A 17,901-nucleotide genomic window follows, 5' to 3' on the forward strand; every position below is an offset into this window, starting at 1 on the left:
CTTCAGCCGACAACATTCGCGCAAACATGTTACGCTTAATGGGCTATTTATATTGGTACGCCCGATATATAATTAATACAAAGTAGGCGCCAGTGAATGCGGCACGCTAAGTGCGGACGAGCATCATTTGGGCGCAGTTTTAGTGATAAGAGCAGACCATGGCAAAAAATCGATTTAACCCCAAGCCCCTCTCAGAATTGGCACCCAAGTGGTCTGACAAACTCACTAACTACGTCGAGAAATCTCAAGATATCAACGCACTTCAAGCTCCCTTAGAGCAAGCGTTAGGGCCCATTTTGAGTAAAAAGTGTCGAGTTGCAAATTATTCACAGGGCACCTTGTTTATTGAGGCAGCCTCCGCGACGTTGGCAACCAGATTGGGTTACCTGAAAATGGAAATCCTGTCTGCTTTTCGTCAATCAGGCCTACATGATTGCGGACAAATAAAAATAACGTCAAATCCTGAAGTCCAGCAGCGTTTACAAACAGTCATCAAGCAAGCGCCGTCACCAACATCAAACAAACCTGGATTAAGTGAAGAAACGGCTGCTCAGTTATCTCAATTAGCGGAGGGCGCTCCCCCAGGCTTAAAAGAAAAGCTGCTAAAACTGGCAAGTCACCTTAGAAAAAACAAATAAGCACTCTTAAGTTACTGTTAGGCAAAAAAAATGACGCTTACGCGTCATTTTTTTATACTGCTGAAAGTTGCTGACCGGCTTCCAATCCTGGCGCTGGCATCGTGACAGGTTCATCAAACGTGACCCACTCCCAAGCGCTTTCATTGGCCATTATTTCTCTCAATAACTTGTTATTCAAACCGTGGCCTGATTTATAACACGTTACTTTACCAAGGATATTGTGGCCAGTCATAAATAAGTCGCCAACACAATCTAAGATCTTATGCTTCACAAACTCATCTTTATATCTTAAACCGTTCGGGTTGAGCACTTTAAAGTCATCAAGTACCACTGCATTATCCATACTACCACCCAATGCAAGGTTGTTCGCATGCATATACTCAATATCTTTCATAAAACCGAAAGTACGCGCTCGACTGATTTCTTGAGTAAAGCTCTGAGCTGTAATATCTAGCCCAATGCGTTGACGACTTGCATTGATAGCGGGATGGTCAAAAGCGATCTCAAAGTCAATATGAAAACCATCATATGGCTCGATCTCAGCCCACTTATCGCCATCTTCAACACGGACGGTCTCTTTAATGCGAATGAAGCGTTTGGCAACATTTTGCTCAGCGATACCGCCTTTTTGAAGTAAATATATGAAAGGTAATGCACTACCATCCATAATGGGCACTTCTGCGCTATCAAGCTCGACAATCAGATTGTCTATACCTAAAGCTGCCACGGCCGCAATTAAGTGCTCTGTGGTAGACAGGCGAACACCGTCTTTGTTAGTCAAACAAGTACACAATTGCGTATCACCCACAGCTTCAGGCGTCGTCTCAAAATCGACAATGGGGTCTAGATCTACGCGACGAAATACAACACCTGTATTTGCGCTCGCAGGTCGGAGAGTGATCGTGACCTTTTCACCTTTGTGTAAACCTACACCTGTGGCTTTAACAACTTCTGCAATTGTACGTTGTTTAATCATATATTCGCCCACTTTAAGTTAGATAGACGGCGGAGTGTATCACAAAACGAACACTCTGCCAATCGTCTATTTTTTAACCTTGTTAAAATTACTGCTTAATCTGACTGCTTTCTTAAAAATGCAGGGATATCGAAGTAATCACCTTTCTCTTTTTCACCCGTTTCTTTTTCAGATGACTCGGCATCTTTAGACGGTTTCACGCCTTGAACACCAGCGATACTGCTACCGCCGTCTTTATTGGTCGGGGCCTCAACCGGTTTATTCCCTGCACCACCAAAACTAGGAATAGTCTCTTCACTGATATGGCTTGGTCCATGTGTGCCTGTCCCTGCTTGGCCCGAGAAACCTTGTAATCCAGTATCTACAATGCCAAATTGAGGCTTGCGCTCACCACCAAGCCCAGTTGCAACGACGGTTACGCGTAATTCATCACTCATTTCAGGGTCGATAACAGCACCCACAACAACTGTTGCATTTTCAGAAGCAAGTGCTTTGACATGGTTACCAACAACCTCAAACTCTTCAATGGTAATATCCATGCCAGCGGTGATATTCACCAAAATACCTTTCGCACCTGTCAGGTCCACATCTTCAAGTAGTGGACTTGAAATCGCTGCTTCAGCAGCCTCTTGTGCACGATCAGGTCCAGATGCAGCAGCCGTCCCCATCATTGCCGTGCCCATTGCCGACATCACTGTTCTTACATCAGCAAAGTCCACATTAATTAAACCTGAACGCGTGATCAGCTCTGCGATGCCTTGTACCGCACCATATAAGACGTCATTCGCTTTCGCAAACGCGTCTAATAATGTAGTACCTTTGCCTAAAACCTTCAGTAACTTGTTGTTAGGAATTGTAATAAGCGAGTCTACAATTTCCGACAACTCACCGATACCGTGGTCAGCCGCCGCCATACGTTTCTTGCCTTCTAGGTCAAAAGGACGAGTCACAACAGCAACAGTTAGAATGCCTAATTCTTTTGCAACTCGTGCAACCACAGGCGCCGCGCCAGTACCTGTGCCGCCGCCCATACCTGCAGCGATAAAAACCATATCTGCGCCTTCAAGGCTGGCTTTGATAGTTTCGACATCTTCTTCTGCGGCTTTTTTACCGACTTCAGGATTGGCCCCAGCGCCTAATCCTTGCGTAATTTGTGTGCCAAGCTGCACTGTTACATCTGCCGACGACTTTCTTAGCGCCTGTGCATCTGTGTTAGCAACAATAAAGCGCACACCTTCTATTTCTTGTTTTACCATGTGCTCAACAGCATTGCCTCCGCCGCCGCCAACACCAATTACTTTAATTACGGCCTCTTCGCCGTGTTGTTCCATAATATCAAACATCTTCACTCTCCGACTTGAGCTTTAAAACTCACCTTGGAACCATTTAGTTACTCGGCTCCACCAACCTTCTTCGGCATCAATTTTCGCCTTTTGTGCATTTTTGGCTTGCAGCGTTCGGCCGTATTGTAACAAACCTACCGCTGTTGCATATGCCGGATCATCAACATAATCAGTTAATCCTGTGATCCCAACAGGTTTTCCTATCCTTACTGGCATCTGAAAGATGTCTTCTGCTACTTCCAGCGCCCCTTTCATTTTGGCGCTGCCACCTGTCAGTACAACACCAGCCGCAATCTGATCCTCAAAACCAGAGCGACGAATTTCTTCTTGAACTAATTCAAATAACTCTCTAAACCTTGGCTCAACAACCTCTGATAAAGTATGGCGAGACATAATCCTCGAAGGACGGCCACCCACACTTGGTACTTCAATAGTCTCTTCAGCACTGGCCATTTGGCTACTTGCAAACGCGTATTGTACCTTCAAAGACTCAGCATGTGAGATAGGTGTTCTAAATATTTTTGCAATATCTCCTGTTACTTGATTTCCAGCAACTGGAATTACAGCCGTATAACGCAGTGCACCATTGACATAAATGGCAATATCCATAGTCCCGCCACCAAGATCGACAACCGCTACACCAAGCTCTTTCTCATCTTCAGTCAATACCGAGTAGCAAGATGCCAGCGCCGTGAAAGTGAGCTGATCCACATCTAAGCCACAGCGTTCCACACACTTCTCGATATTTTTGGCCATATCATTAGAGCAGGTAATAATATGCGCTTTCGCTTCCATCCTCACGCCGCTCATGCCTAACGGGTTCTTAATCCCCTCTTGCATGTCGATGCTATATTCTTGTGGCAATGAGTGCAGCATTTTACGCTCAGCAGAAATCGGCACAGAGCGTGCGATATGAATTACATTGGCAATATCGTCATCCGTTACTTCTGCATTATTAATCGCAACAACACCGCTTTCATTTTGACACTGAATGTGTTTACCAGAAATTCCTAAGTAAACCGAACTAATACGGCAATCAGCCATAAGTTCAGCTTCATCAATAGCACGTTTGATCGAGTCAGATACCAAGTTAAGGTCATTTACGCCACCTTTATCCATACCATGTGCAACTTGGTTGCCAACGCCAACAATACTTAACTGATTATCTGGTGTGATCTCACCCACAGTGGCAACCACTTTCGCGGTCCCCACATCTAGCCCTATCACTAAGTTTCTTTCTGCTGACTTGGTCATGCTTTACTCTTTTCTTTATTCTCTTGAAGCTGAGGGTATCTCCAACTTACCGCCAGCCCCGTATCATATCGCAAATCGATCACATCGAGCAGAGCCCCTTCAGGGCGTTGTAATAATGGATACACATCGATGAATCGTTGCACTCTTTTTGCTTTTTCTTGTCTACCTAAATTAAGCTCAATGCCATTTTTTAACCATAACTGCCAAGCAAACCGTTCTGATAACGCTAAGCTTGTTAATTCGAAAGAGTTTACAGCAAGCATTTCTTTTAGCTGTAAAAAAGTCTCCCATGCTTCTTTTTCACTTCCTTCAGGGCCGTACAACTGTGGTAACCCTTTGGGTAGTTTGTCGCTACTTGCTTGAAAGATAAAACCACTTTCATTGAGCAGTGAGTCGCTATTCCAAAACGCCACAGGGTTATGCTCTGTGACATAAATTTGAATTGTATCTGGCCAGTGCTTACGAACCGAGACTGACGCAACCCAGGGCAGCGACTTGACCGATGCTTGAACAGCTTTCACATCCAACTTAAAAAAACTGCTTAACTCCGCTTTACTAATCGCGGATATAATGTCCCGCTCACTTGTATAATACGGTTCTCCAAGCACAGTTAAGGTCTTAATTTGCGCATCTCGGTGTGCAACTAACCAGTCACTCACCCAAAAAAAGCTACGTGACAACATCAATAAAACACAAATGAAAAAGCCCATTCCTAGTATCACGGACCAGTTCCAGGTCCTTAGATTTGCTATGGCTTTTTGCAAATTTGGGCGCATCTTAAACCGTTTGCTCCAAAATACGAATAACTAACTGGTCAAATGTCATGCCTTCAACTTTCGCAGCTTTTGGCACTAATGAAGTCTCAGTCATACCAGGAACTGTATTTACTTCTAATAGATAGAATTGACCGTTCGCATCTTGCATCGCATCCACTCTGCCCCAGCCTGTCGCGCCAACCAACTCAAAAGCATGACTTGCCATAACCTGTAACTGCTCTGTAAAAGCAAGGCTAATATCTGCTGGGCAAATATACTCGGTTGTATTTTCTTTATACTTAGCCTCATAGTCGTAAAAGCCACGTGGAGTACGCATCTCAATAACAGGCAATGCTTTTCCATCGAGCACTGCGACCGTAAACTCACGGCCTTCAATCCACTGTTCCACCAAAACTTGGCTATCAAATTTAAAAGCATTGTTGAGCGCTTCGGTGAGCGCGATGTCATCATCTGCTCTGGCCATCCCGACACTGGAACCTTCATGGCTTGGCTTCACCATAACAGAACCCAGTTCTTTAATAATGGCTTGCGCGTCAAAACCACTTTGCTTGTCTACCACCGCATATTTAGCAGTGCTCAACTTAGCCGACTGAAATAAGTGCTTACAGCGAATTTTATCCATCGCTAATGCACTGCCTAATACGCCACTGCCCGTATACGGTATTCCCATAAACTCTAGCGCGCCCTGAACAGTGCCATCTTCTCCCCCCCTGCCATGTAAAGCGATAAAGACTCGCTCAACTTTCAAAGACTTCAAGTCCCAAATATTTCGCTGGGCGGGATCAAAAGCAATGGCATCAACACCTTCTCGTTTTAGGGCATCAAGCACCGCTGTCCCCGATGCCAAAGACACTTCTCGCTCAGCTGAGCTACCACCCAGTAAAACAGCTACTTTACCAAACTTGCTCATAAATTTTCTGACCTTAGTTTTTCTAGAGATAGCTCCGTCGCGGCCAATTTTTTAACTATTTGACCAATGTTGCCCGCCCCCTGAGTAATCACTAAATCATTGTCTTCGACTACATCAGCCAGTACGCTAAATAACTCGCTATGCTCGGCAATATGAATAGGCTCAACACCCCGCTGCCTTAAACTGCGACATAAAGCTTTACTATCTGCGCCAACAATTGGACTTTCACCCGCACTGTAAACATCCAGTAAAATCAGTTGATCGACTTCAGCCAAAACCTTTACAAACTCTTCGTATAAATCTCGTGTACGAGTGTATCTATGGGGCTGATATAGCATCACTAAGCGTTTGTCAGGCCAACCAGCCCGTGCAGCTTGTATCGTCACAGCGACTTCCGAAGGGTGATGACCATAGTCATCAACCAGCATCACACATCGCTCATCGTGAGTGAAAGTGCCATAATGTTGGAAACGACGCCCGATACCCGCAAATTCTTGTAACGCATTTTGAATCGCAATGGTCTCTATATCATGGTCTTTAGCAATGGCTATCGCAGCAGTGGCATTCAATGCATTGTGCTTACCCGGCATATTCAACTGGATATCAATACTCGACCCCGACTTATGTACTACAGTAAAACGACAGCTGCCGACATCTTGGACATAGTTGGTCATACGGTAGTCGGCATCTTCACTTTCACCATAGGTAATCGTAGGCCTTGCGAAACGGGGTAAAAGCTCACGTACAACAGGGGAGTCAATGCAAACCACAGCTAAGCCATAAAATGGTAAATTATGGATGAATTCAATGTAGGTATCTTTCAGCTTTTCGAAGTCACCACCATAAGTATCCATATGGTCAGCTTCAATATTTGTAATTACAGAAGCCATCGGTTGCAAGTGTAAGAAAGATGCGTCACTTTCATCAGCTTCCGCAATTAATACATCACTTGTGCCCACTTTAGCATTACTGCCTGCACTATTAAGCAAGCCACCAATGATAAAGGTCGGATCAAGTTTTGCTTCCGCAAAAATACTCGCAACTAAGCTGGTAGTCGTCGTTTTTCCGTGGGTACCTGCAACGGCAATACCATGCCTAAAACGCATCAACTCCGCTAACATCTCGGCTCTTCTCACCACAGGCGTGCGCGCTTGCTTGGCTGCAACAATTTCTGGGTTTGTCAGGTCAATCGCACTGGATACAACCACCACATCGGCATCTTTAACATTATTTGCATCGTGGCCAATAAATATCTCAGCACCAACTTTCAATAACCTTTGCGTCATCGCGTTTTGCGCAATGTCAGAGCCTGTGATTCGATAGCCTTCATAAGCTAACACCTCTGCAATACCGCCCATACCGGCACCACCAATCCCAATAAAGTGAATGGTGTTAATTCGTCTCATAGCTCGGCGATACTTATTTTCTTTCACAATTTTCTCTTTGACTCGTAATTTCTTTAATTATTTCCACTACAGTGCTCGTCGCTGACAATTGAGCACATAATTTTGCTTTTTGCGACTTTGCTTCAATAAGTGTTGGGTCACATAAGTAGGGCTCTAACAACGTCACCATATTTTGTTCATTTAATTTTGATTGGGGCATGATTAACGCTGCCCCCTGATCTACCAAAACAGTTGCGTTAAACGTTTGGTGATCATCAACCGCATGAGGCAAAGGCACAAATACAGCCATTTTTCCCGCAGCCGCAACTTCACTCACAGTAAGTGCACCAGCACGACAAATTATCATATCAGCCCATTCATAGGCTTGGTCCATATTTTCGATAAATTCATCCACTTTATATGCGAACTGACAATCACGGTAAGCCGTCGCAACAGATTGCGCATTTCCTTTTCCACTTTGGTGCCAAATAGATAACTCTCTATGGCCAAGCTCTCGCAACGAATCAAAAATACTCGGCAACATTTCATTGAGTACTTTTGCACCCAAAGAACCACCGACAACAAGACAATTCACACTTTGCGAGACAGGCTTAGGTCTAATTTGAGTCACGGAGTTACGAATTGGATTCCCCACGACGTCACACTTGGCTTCCGGAAACGCCCCTTTAAACGCACACAAAACACGGGTCGCTAGCTTTGCCAGCAATTTATTACTCATGCCAGCCACAGCATTTTGTTCATGGATTACGAGTGGCACCCCCGATAACTTGGCCGCAACACCTACTGGCCCAGTCACATATCCCCCCATCGTTAAAACAACATCAGGTTTATGCTTGGATAAAATTTTTTTTGCTGCAAATACAGCTTTCAAAATCATTAGTGGCGCTTGAAACAACCTTTTTAGTCCGTTGCCTCTAAGCCCTTTAACCGTTATAAAGTCAATGTCAAAGCCGTGTTTAGGTACTACTTGCGCTTCCATTCTATCGGCAGTGCCAACCCACGAAACTTCCCAACCAGCATCTTTTAATTGCTGGGCTACAGCGATCCCTGGGAAAATATGACCGCCCGTACCGCCAGCCGCAACCAATATTTTCTTTGTCATCGTTTACCGCCTCTTGATGTTGCTTGTCTGGTCGACATTTTTGTTTCGAAATCGATTCTTTGCAGCAACCCAGCCGCTATCGTCATAACCAGTAAACTAGAACCACCATAAGATACAAAGGGTAAGGTAAGCCCTTTAGTTGGTAACATACCCGCACTGGCGCCCACATTCACCAAAGTTTGAAATGCAAACCAAATACCAATACCAAGTGCTAGATAACCTTCATACTCTTTGTTGGATTTTAATGCCTGCTGGCCTATTACCAATGCCCTAAACACTAAAGTACCTAGCATTAACAGCACACAGGTTACACCGATTAAGCCAAGCTCTTCCGCAATCACAGAAAAAATAAAGTCATTGTGTGCTTCGGGTAGATATTGCAGTTTTTGTACACTATTGCCCAGCCCTTGACCAAACCAACCACCTTGGCCATAGGCCATCAATGACTGGACTAACTGATAACTTCTGCCAAACGGATCTTTCCAAGGTTCTAGAAAACCCACCACCCTCGCCATACGGTACGGCTCAAAAATAATAAGCATAATGACTAGGAATACCCCTGTCAGCATCAGGACAAAAAACTGCCATAGCTTTGCACCAGCAAGGAACAGCAATCCAACTGTTGTGACAAAAATCACCACAACGGTTCCTAAATCAGGCTGCATTAAAATTAAAAATGCATACACAGCAAAAACCACTATTGGCTTCGCGAAACCTTTGATGTTTTCTTGCACTTCCTCGCGCTTGCGAACCAAGTAGCCTGCGATATAGCTAATAAAAAATAGTTTTGCTACTTCAGCTGCCTGTATACCAACAGGTCCCACTGGGATCCAACGTTTGGCCCCGTTTACTTCACGGCCAATAACTAACACGACAATCAGCATGACCATGCCAAGTAACAACAAGTAGGGGTTAAAACGCTTCCACCACATCATTGAGACAGAGGTACTCAACCAAAACAGGACCATTGCCATAAACAGAAACATGCCATGTCTGATGATAATATGGTAGGGGTTGTCATAAATGCGCTCAGCAACCGGCATTGAAGCACTCGTTACCATCACAAAACCAACCCCAACCAGGCATAGCATCGCGTACAGCAAAGGCAAATCAAATAATGAATCGGAGCTTTTAAGTTGGAATGTGTCTTTAAAGTTGAGCGTTGCGAGCATCAGAGTCCCTCTACCAATTTAGAAAACTCGTCACCCCTCACCATGTAATTAGGGTACATATCAATACTTGCACACGCAGGCGCTAATAACACAATATCACCTGCAATAGCGTGCTTATTAGCCGCAATGACGGCTTCTTGTAACGTTGCCACTTTCGTGGCGTCATCATGTAAAGGCATAAATAAATCAGCATCTTGGCCAAAGCACACGATTGCACGGCAATAGGCCTTCAGTGGCACCACCAATGGTGCTGTATCCGCACCTTTTGCATCTCCGCCGAGTATCAAAACAATTTTGTTGCATCCATCAGCGAGACTTTCGAGTGCCGCGACGGTGGCACCAACATTGGTCGCTTTAGAATCATTAAAATATTGAATGCCATTCACTTCTGCGACCAATTGGCAACGGTGAGAAAGGCCCCCAAATTGACCAAAAGCCTGTTCAAAGGCTTTTTTGCTAATTCCAAAAGGGCTCAAAAGCGCGATCACCGATAGCGCATTAAACTGATTGTGCTTACCTGGCATAGATAAACAGTCCACTGGTAAAAATGCTTCACCCAAAACACAGAAGTATGATGTGCCTTCTGACGAAGTACTAACACAGTAATCGCCTGTACTTTGTCCTACACTGCGTAAATGCTTGTGGGCCTGATAGGTTTGTGGATCATCTTTGTTATATACCAACAAATCGGTTTGCTGATAAATACGTTTTTTAGCCGCACAGTACGCATCAAAATCGGGATACCTATCCATATGATCTTCAGTGATATTCAAGATCATTGCACTTGCACACTTTAGACTTTGGGTCGTTTCCAACTGAAAACTAGACAACTCCAACACAATAAGGTCCAAATCCTGATCCAATAAATCGAGTACCGAAGTTCCGATATTGCCACCCAAGCCAACATTAAGACCTGCGGCTTTACATACTTCTGTTGCTAAACTAACCACCGTCGACTTGCCATTAGAGCCCGTGACAGCCACAACCGGTTTGTCGTTAAGGCGAGCAAATAACTCCACATCGCCAATGACTTCTGTCCCTTGAGCTATCGCGTGTGCAACATATTGGTCGTACAGCGGGATCCCCGGGCTGATGATAATTAGATCAGTACACGTTAGAGCCGCTTCCGCGAGTGGTCCAAATACGGCTTCACATTCAGGAACATTGTGAGCGAGCCAGTCAGCACCGGGCGGTACCGCTCGCGTATCTACCACTTTTGGGGTAATACCGTGCTGTACCATAAAGCGTACAATCCCAAGCCCAGTAATACCTAGGCCGAGGATTGTTATATGTTGCTGCTTAAGCTTGTCTAAGTAGTTCATTTATCTGATCTTAAGTGTTGCCAAACCGGCCAGTACCAAAATAAAAGAAATAATCCAAAAACGTACAATTACGCGCGGCTCAGGCCATCCTTTTAACTCATAATGATGATGGATCGGTGCCATTCGGAAAATCCGTTGACCACGCAGTTTATAGGAGCCGACTTGTAAAATGACCGATAACGCTTCCATAACGAAGACGCCACCCATGATCACAAGCACTAGCTCTTGCCTTACTAGAATCGCAATAATGCCCAGTGCGCCGCCCAGTGCCAATGAGCCCACATCTCCCATAAAGACTTGTGCAGGATATGTATTGAACCACAAGAACCCTAAACCAGCCCCGACAATGGCCGTGCATACCACAACCAGCTCACTCGCCAAGGGTATATGAGGAATATGGAGATAATTTGAGAAATTTACGTTGCCCGTTAAATAAGCAATAATGGCCAGTGCCGCTGCAACCAAGATGGTGGGCACTATGGCTAACCCATCCAACCCGTCGGTCAAATTTACCGCATTTGAAGTACCCACAATCACAAAGTAGCTCATTACGAGGTAAAACAATCCTAATTGAGGCAATACATCTTTGAAAAAAGGCACCACTAACGACGTTTCTGCATCTGAATTCGCGGTATAATATAAAAATGCCGCCACAGAGATTGCAATTACCGACTGCCAAAAGTATTTCCACCTCGCGATTAACCCCTTGCTGTCTTTTCTAATTACTTTTCGGTAATCATCAACAAAGCCAACAACGCCCAAGGAGCCAATAACAAACAACGTTACCCAAACATATTTATTACTTAAATCTCCCCACATTAAAGAGCTGGTAAAGATCGCCGCTAAAATCAGTAACCCACCCATTGTAGGTGTGCCAGACTTTGATAAATGCGATTCAGGGCCATCATCTCTAACCGTCTGCCCTATTTGCATACGCTGTAACGCACGGATCAATTTAGGCCCAAAGTAGAGCGAAATGAGCAACGCTGTTAAGATCCCCAAAATCGCACGTACCGTCAGATACGAAAAAACATTGAAACCACTGTAGTATTGCGTTAAATACTCTGCTAACCAAACTAACATTATCGGTCCCCATCTACGGAATTTTTGTGGGCAGCTATCAGATCTGAAACCAATAGCTCCATTCGTGCACTTCGAGATCCTTTTACCAATACCGTACACTTTTGCGATTCATCGCGAATAAAATCAAAGAGCGCTTCGAGCATATGTTCTCGTGTCGAAAAATGACGGTTGGGTTGTTCAAACACTTCACTGGCATAGCGACTTAAAACCCCCAAAGAGAACAAGGCATCAATTCCTAATTGATGTGCGTATTCACCAACTTCTTGATGATAAGCTCTCGCATCTTCTCCCAATTCAGCCATATCACCTAGCGCCAAAATCCGCATTCCGGGCATTTCTTTTAGTAATTCAATGGCCGCTTTTACCGACCGAACATTCGCATTGTAGGTATCATCAACAACACGTAATTCTTGCGACACATCAATGACGTTCACTCGCCCTTTTACGACATCCATATTCTGTAAGGCGGAGGCAATATCTTCGAGGGAGGCACCCAAAGGCATCGTAACTGATGCTGCAATTACAGCATTCATGACATTGTGTTTACCAGGCAGGGCTAACTTTACAGCAATAGAAGCTGTGTTCGTACACAACTGAAATGACGCACTTCCCGCATCATCAAGTTCAATGTTTTCAGCCCACACATCGTATTGTGCGTGCATTGAAAAACGTTTGACCGATTGCTCGCTAAGACCATCAATCCACATATCAGCAAACTCGCTGTCATGGTTAATGACAGCCACACCATTTGGCTTTAGCCCACTAAATATCTCACCTTTGGCTTGGCCAATGCCTTCTATCGAACCAAACCCTTCTAGATGAGAGGGTGCCACATTACACACCACAGCCACATCGGGATTAGTCAGTTCACTGGTATAGGCAATTTCACCAATGTGATTTGCACCCAATTCAATCACCGCATACTCATCGTCCTCAGACAACCGTAGGAGAGTCAGAGGCACACCAATGTCGTTATTAAAGTTGCCTTTTGTTGCAAGCACTTTACCGCGCTTTGAGAGAATTGCGGCGGCCATTTCTTTTACGGTAGTTTTACCTACACTCCCCGTAATCGCGACCGTTTTTGGTGCAACTTTTTGCATCACGCTTTGGCCTAGCTTACCGAGCGCGATGCGTGTATCCGCAACGATGAACTGTACGATATCGACATCAACAGGACGTGAGACGATGGCGGCAATTGCACCTTTCGCTTTTGCCTCTGCCACAAACTTGTGGCCATCGAAATTCGCGCCTTGTAATGCTAAAAAGACTTCATTGTTCGTTATTGTTCTTGTGTCTGTATTGATGTTGGCCACAGCCAAGTTTTGCCCACTGAAAGGGGCCTCAAGTACTTCTGCAAGCCAAGAAAAATCCATCTTGATCATGCACTTTCCCCCTCTAAAATTGCCTTAACCAAGCTTCTATCACAAAAGCTTAATTTTTGATTTCCGATAATTTGATAGTCTTCATGTCCCTTGCCTGCAATCAGTACAACACTGTCTGCATCCGCCCCCTCAATGGCTGTGCGAATAGCTAAAGCTCTATCAGGTTGCACAACAGCATACTCAGGGTTACTGAGCCCAGCCTTAATATCATGAATAATTGTTAATGGTGCTTCACTACGAGGGTTATCACTTGTAATAACTATTTTATCGGAGAACTGCTCCGCAGCTTTGCCCATGAGTGGCCGTTTGCCTTTGTCTCTGTCCCCACCACAGCCAAAAACACAAGTTACCTTGCCGGGTACATGCTGCTGTAGTGCTTGCAATGCAAGCACCAGCGCTTCTGGCGTGTGAGCGTAATCAACTATGCAGGTTGGTTTTCCAGCAGATTTAAATGCCTGCATGCGCCCATCTACAGGTGCTAGTTTTGTTGCCGCTCGTTGCAATTGGTCGAGGTCATAGCCCTGCACCAATAGACTAGCAAATGCAGCGCACAAGTTGTAAAGGTTGAAGCGCCCATACAACGGCGTAGACATGGATACATTTCCCCAAGCAGTGATAAGTTCGAATGCCATCCCATCTTGGTGACAGGTTACTTGATCGAAAAACACAAACCGCTCGTATTCAATATTTCGGGGGAGTTTGCCAAATACAACGCAGTCATTTAATTCAAGTTCATTCAACCACTGCTGAGCATACGCATCATCGAGATTTAACACTTTGTGCTTGGCAGTGCTCTGCGTGAATAAACGCTTCTTAGCATCTGCATAGCTTTGCATATCGCCATGATAATCAAGGTGGTCGCGACTCAGATTGGTAAACACGGCCACATCAAAGTCCACCAACGCCGTGCGGCCTTGCACAATGCCATGAGAAGATACTTCCATAGCGACTAATTGATACTGGGCTTTTAAATCAGCAAAAATTCGTTGCAAGTCAATGGCGGATGGCGTGGTATTGTTGAGTGGGGTTAACTTACTCGGACAACCATAACCCAAGGTGCCAATCACGGCACTGTCATCGCCACATAAGGTCGCCAAATTTGCAATCATAGACGTCGTTGTCGACTTGCCGTTAGTCCCCGTGACCCCTACTACCGCTATATTGTGACTTGGTCGCTGATAGAACTCAGCGGCAATCTCGGCAAGCTTATTTTTGAGGTTTGGGATCCTAACCACAGTGACTGCGAAATGGCCTATATCGGCTTCGCTGTCAACCAAAATACAGACAGCACCATTATCTATGGCTGCTGAGATAAACTGGTTACCATCAAGTTGATGTCCGCTTATTGCGACAAAACAATCCCCTTTGCAGACATCACGGCTATCCAGACGCAGTGTTTGCACGTGCGTAGTTGCAATTTCAACCCCAAATTTTGCGAGCACGATGGCCAAATCACGCATCATTCTTTGACTCCGATATATAAGCAACCCGTTCTTTGTCCGGAGCAACATTTAACATTCTTAACGCATTTGACACTATCTCTGCAAATACAGGACCAGCCGTATCCCCCCCATAATATACGTCATCACCAGGCTCGTTCACCATCACAACCACAGCCAACCGAGGGTCACTCGCAGGTGCAACGCCCGCAAAATAGCCTACATATTCGTCACCATATCCGCCAGCTATTGCCTTTTTCGAAGTCCCTGTCTTGCCGGCTGCTCGGTAGCCATCTACTTTTATGTTGGACGCTGTGCCACCTTTTTCAAAAATGGATTCCATCATCGACACAACCGCTTTGACATCTTGCTCTTTAAATATCCTCGCTCCTGGCTGGGGCTCTGATTGTTTCAGTATTGTCAATGGCCGGGATATTCCACCCGCACCCAGCGTGGCATATAAACGAGCGACCTGCGCTGTGCTGACTGAAACCGCGTAGCCATAGGATAAAGTGGCTATCTCAAAGTCAGACCAACGTCTATTCGGATAGAACAAACCAGAACTCTCACCTATCATCAACGTGCCGGTATCTTCGCCAAACCCCACTTTTTGATACACTCCAACAAAGTAATCCTTCGGCAATAGCTGACTGATTTTGGCAACGCCCATATTGCTCGACACTTTCAAGATCTCTCTCAGTGACATTTCACCATGGTTGCGCGTATCTTTGACGAGGCTCCCCCCTAATCTCATCCACCCTGGAAATGTATTGATACTATCTTCGGCTTTGATGACACCATGATCTAAGCCCGCGAGTATCGCCAATGGTTTTAAAGTAGAGCCCGGTTCAAATAAGTCTGTTATTGCTCGGTTTCGGCGTTTGTATGGCGCCGCGTTACTCATATCATTGGGGTTAAAACTCGGGCTATTCACCATTGCCAGTATTTCACCAGTATGTACATCCACCACGATCGCGGATCCGGAGGTCGCTTGGTAGGTTAATACTGCTGATTTTAGCGCGCGATAAGCAATCGTTTGAATTCTCAAATCAATACTGAGGTGAATATCTTCAGGCGCAACGCGCTCTTCTTCCGATAAAACTTGTACCTCGCGACCTTGAGCGTCTTTGCGAATAGTTCTAAGTCCTTCGGTACCCGTTAGTGCTTTATCAAAACGCTTTTCAATCCCTTCAATACCGATACCATCAATATTCGTGACACCTAAAATATGTGCGGCAATTTCGCCACTAGGATAAAATCGTTTTGATTCATCTAAAAGGTGAATGCCAGGTAGGCGCATTTGTCTTATATACTTAGCAACTGCCGGTGTAACTTGGCGCTTTAAATAAACAAACCGCCTTTTAGGATTTCCACGTAGTTTGTTATTTACCTGTTCTGAAGGTAATTGGAGTACATCGGAAAGCTCTCGCCAACGAGCTTGTGTTTGGAAGAGCTGTTGTTTTCGCTCAGCAAGCAATGCAGTATTATCAGCTAATGCGACATGATCCTCACCATTTTTCCTCGCTAACCTTAATACTCGAGACTTGAGCGCTTTGTCTAATGCCAACGGATCGACATACACACTGACGACAGGTACGCTCACCGCAAGCTCTTTGCCATTCCTGTCAAAGATCATTCCACGCTGAACATGTAGTTTTTCCATGCGCACTGTACGCTTAGCATTTTCAGCTCGGGCTTTATCCGGTTCAATCACTTGCAAATAGGCAGCTCTGGCAATCAAAGCGACAAAAACAGACACCAGTAAAACGCACACTAGAATAAAGCGCCAAGCTATTAGGTTTTGTGAAGGTTTGCTGCTTGTTTTCATGGCAACTCGATTACCTGCTCTTCTTTACTCGTTGGGCGCTGCATTTTTAACTGCGCTTTGGCAATTTCTTCAATTCGTGCATGCTGAGAATAAAACTCCTCTTCTACAAGCAAATAACGCCACTCTAGGTCCAACTCATCCCTTTGTTGCAGCAGTTGATCTTGCAAGATCAACTGCTGACGAGTTGAATGCGTCACTTGCACGACAATTAATGCCGATATAAACACACTTACGAGCAGCAAAAACGTCAGCTTGTTTGCCAAAATCACTTGGCAAATCTCTAAAAATAGCTGGGGTTGGCGCTGCGTCGACTTAGCCATTTATAACTTCTCGGCAATACGTAAAACCGAACTACGCGATCTCGGGTTGGCATCAATCTCAGCTTTGCTTGGTTTGATTGCTTTGCCTATCGCTTTCAAAGTCAGGTTTTTGTTCAATTGTGCATCGGTAAGAGGAAGGCCTCGAGGCACAGCCTCTCCCTTACTCTGTTTTTTAATGAACTGTTTAACAATGCGATCTTCTAAAGAGTGGAAAGAAATGACCACCAGTCGACCGCCTGGTTTTAACACATCAAGCGCTGCCGTTAATGCAGTTTGTATCTCTTCTAATTCACTGTTGATATAAATTCGAATAGCCTGAAAAGTACGCGTAGCAGGATGCTTATGCTTGTCTTTGACTGGCACCGCCTCATCAATAAGCTCGGCAAGCTGTTTTGTGGTGGTGATCTCGGTTTCTGCCCGCGTTTCAATAATCTTATGCGCTATTCGCCTAGCAAATTTTTCTTCGCCATATTTTTTTATGACATGCACCATATCTTCAAGCTCGGCTTCAGCTAACCACTGCGCCGCGCTACGCCCTGCTTGCGGGTTCATACGCATATCCAAGGGTCCATCTTTCATAAAGCTGAAACCACGATCTGCGTCATCTAGTTGTGGTGAAGACACGCCGATATCCAGCAAGATGCCATCAACCTGACCTGTCAAACCCGCCATTTCTGCGACGGCTGAAATATTAGAAAATCGGTTGTGGGCTATCGAAAAGCGACTGTCTTGCGCAAATTTTTGTGCAGCTTGGATCGCCTGCGGATCTTGATCAATCGCTTGCAAACGACCTTGCTCACCCAAGCGCTTCAGAATTTGCCCTGAGTGACCACCTCGACCAAAAGTGCCATCGATATAAATGCCATCCGGCTTAATCTCTAGTGCATCGAGCGTTTCGTCCATTAACACGGAGATATGTTCTAATTCTGAACTCATAATTGTGAGCTACA

At 45.1% G+C, this 17,901-nt stretch carries 16 protein-coding genes; 1 reads left to right on the forward strand and 15 read right to left on the reverse strand.

Translation table 11 applies throughout. From position 1 onward, the window contains the following. Positions 1-158 precede the first annotated feature (158 nt). Positions 159-638 carry a DUF721 domain-containing protein gene (locus L1286_RS08175; protein ID WP_235406411.1) on the forward strand — a complete coding sequence of 160 codons (480 nt, stop codon included), beginning with the start codon at positions 159-161 and terminating at the stop codon, positions 636-638. Between the two features lie 52 nt (positions 639-690). On the opposite strand, the gene lpxC is transcribed toward L1286_RS08175, so the two are convergent. From lpxC to rsmH, 15 genes are all read right to left on the reverse strand, one after another. Continuing rightward, positions 691-1,614 (reverse strand): UDP-3-O-acyl-N-acetylglucosamine deacetylase, encoded by a 924-nt coding sequence (gene lpxC / locus L1286_RS08180; RefSeq protein ID WP_235406412.1) that lies wholly within the window; start codon positions 1,612-1,614, stop codon positions 691-693. A 95-nt stretch (positions 1,615-1,709) separates the two neighbouring features. Further along, positions 1,710-2,957 carry a cell division protein FtsZ gene (ftsZ, locus tag L1286_RS08185; protein WP_235406413.1) on the reverse strand — a complete coding sequence of 416 codons (1,248 nt, stop codon included), beginning with the start codon at positions 2,955-2,957 and terminating at the stop codon, positions 1,710-1,712. Positions 2,958-2,978: 21 nt separating this feature from the next. Beyond that, the gene (gene ftsA / locus L1286_RS08190) at positions 2,979-4,211 is read right to left on the reverse strand and encodes a cell division protein FtsA (RefSeq protein ID WP_235406414.1); all 1,233 of its coding nucleotides are present in this window, start codon (positions 4,209-4,211) and stop codon (positions 2,979-2,981) included. After that, positions 4,208-4,987: a cell division protein FtsQ/DivIB gene (locus L1286_RS08195; RefSeq protein WP_235406415.1), complete on the reverse strand. Its 780-nt coding sequence runs from the start codon at positions 4,985-4,987 to the stop codon at positions 4,208-4,210. The genes ftsA and L1286_RS08195 overlap by 4 nt, the downstream gene beginning before the upstream one ends. Position 4,988: 1 nt before the next feature. After that, the gene (locus L1286_RS08200; protein ID WP_235406416.1) at positions 4,989-5,897 is read right to left on the reverse strand and encodes a D-alanine--D-alanine ligase; all 909 of its coding nucleotides are present in this window, start codon (positions 5,895-5,897) and stop codon (positions 4,989-4,991) included. Continuing rightward, the gene (murC, locus tag L1286_RS08205) at positions 5,894-7,303 is read right to left on the reverse strand and encodes a UDP-N-acetylmuramate--L-alanine ligase (RefSeq protein ID WP_235406536.1); all 1,410 of its coding nucleotides are present in this window, start codon (positions 7,301-7,303) and stop codon (positions 5,894-5,896) included. The genes L1286_RS08200 and murC overlap by 4 nt, the downstream gene beginning before the upstream one ends. 13 nt (positions 7,304-7,316) lie before the next feature. Then, on the reverse strand, positions 7,317-8,405 hold the full coding sequence (gene murG, locus L1286_RS08210) for an undecaprenyldiphospho-muramoylpentapeptide beta-N-acetylglucosaminyltransferase (RefSeq protein WP_235406417.1): 1,089 nt from the start codon (positions 8,403-8,405) through the stop codon (positions 7,317-7,319). Beyond that, on the reverse strand, positions 8,402-9,577 hold the full coding sequence (ftsW, locus tag L1286_RS08215) for a cell division protein FtsW (protein ID WP_235406418.1): 1,176 nt from the start codon (positions 9,575-9,577) through the stop codon (positions 8,402-8,404). Before ftsW ends, murG begins: the two co-directional genes overlap by 4 nt. Beyond that, positions 9,577-10,899 (reverse strand): UDP-N-acetylmuramoyl-L-alanine--D-glutamate ligase, encoded by a 1,323-nt coding sequence (gene murD, locus L1286_RS08220; protein WP_235406419.1) that lies wholly within the window; start codon positions 10,897-10,899, stop codon positions 9,577-9,579. Before murD ends, ftsW begins: the two co-directional genes overlap by 1 nt. Then, positions 10,900-11,982, reverse strand: coding sequence for a phospho-N-acetylmuramoyl-pentapeptide-transferase (gene mraY / locus L1286_RS08225; protein ID WP_235406420.1), 1,083 nt, complete (start codon positions 11,980-11,982; stop codon positions 10,900-10,902). Continuing rightward, positions 11,982-13,364 carry a UDP-N-acetylmuramoyl-tripeptide--D-alanyl-D-alanine ligase gene (locus tag L1286_RS08230; RefSeq protein WP_235406421.1) on the reverse strand — a complete coding sequence of 461 codons (1,383 nt, stop codon included), beginning with the start codon at positions 13,362-13,364 and terminating at the stop codon, positions 11,982-11,984. The genes mraY and L1286_RS08230 overlap by 1 nt, the downstream gene beginning before the upstream one ends. Continuing rightward, positions 13,361-14,824: a UDP-N-acetylmuramoyl-L-alanyl-D-glutamate--2,6-diaminopimelate ligase gene (gene murE, locus L1286_RS08235; protein WP_235406537.1), complete on the reverse strand. Its 1,464-nt coding sequence runs from the start codon at positions 14,822-14,824 to the stop codon at positions 13,361-13,363. Before murE ends, L1286_RS08230 begins: the two co-directional genes overlap by 4 nt. Next, on the reverse strand, positions 14,817-16,631 hold the full coding sequence (locus L1286_RS08240; protein WP_235406422.1) for a penicillin-binding transpeptidase domain-containing protein: 1,815 nt from the start codon (positions 16,629-16,631) through the stop codon (positions 14,817-14,819). The genes murE and L1286_RS08240 overlap by 8 nt, the downstream gene beginning before the upstream one ends. Continuing rightward, positions 16,628-16,951, reverse strand: coding sequence for a cell division protein FtsL (gene ftsL, locus L1286_RS08245; RefSeq protein ID WP_235406423.1), 324 nt, complete (start codon positions 16,949-16,951; stop codon positions 16,628-16,630). Before ftsL ends, L1286_RS08240 begins: the two co-directional genes overlap by 4 nt. Next, on the reverse strand, positions 16,952-17,887 hold the full coding sequence (rsmH, locus tag L1286_RS08250) for a 16S rRNA (cytosine(1402)-N(4))-methyltransferase RsmH (RefSeq protein ID WP_235406424.1): 936 nt from the start codon (positions 17,885-17,887) through the stop codon (positions 16,952-16,954). Between the last annotated feature and the right edge of the window lie 14 nt (positions 17,888-17,901).

The sequence above is a fragment of the Pseudoalteromonas sp. SMS1 genome (genome assembly GCF_021530565.1).
GTDB lineage: Bacteria > Pseudomonadota > Gammaproteobacteria > Enterobacterales > Alteromonadaceae > Pseudoalteromonas.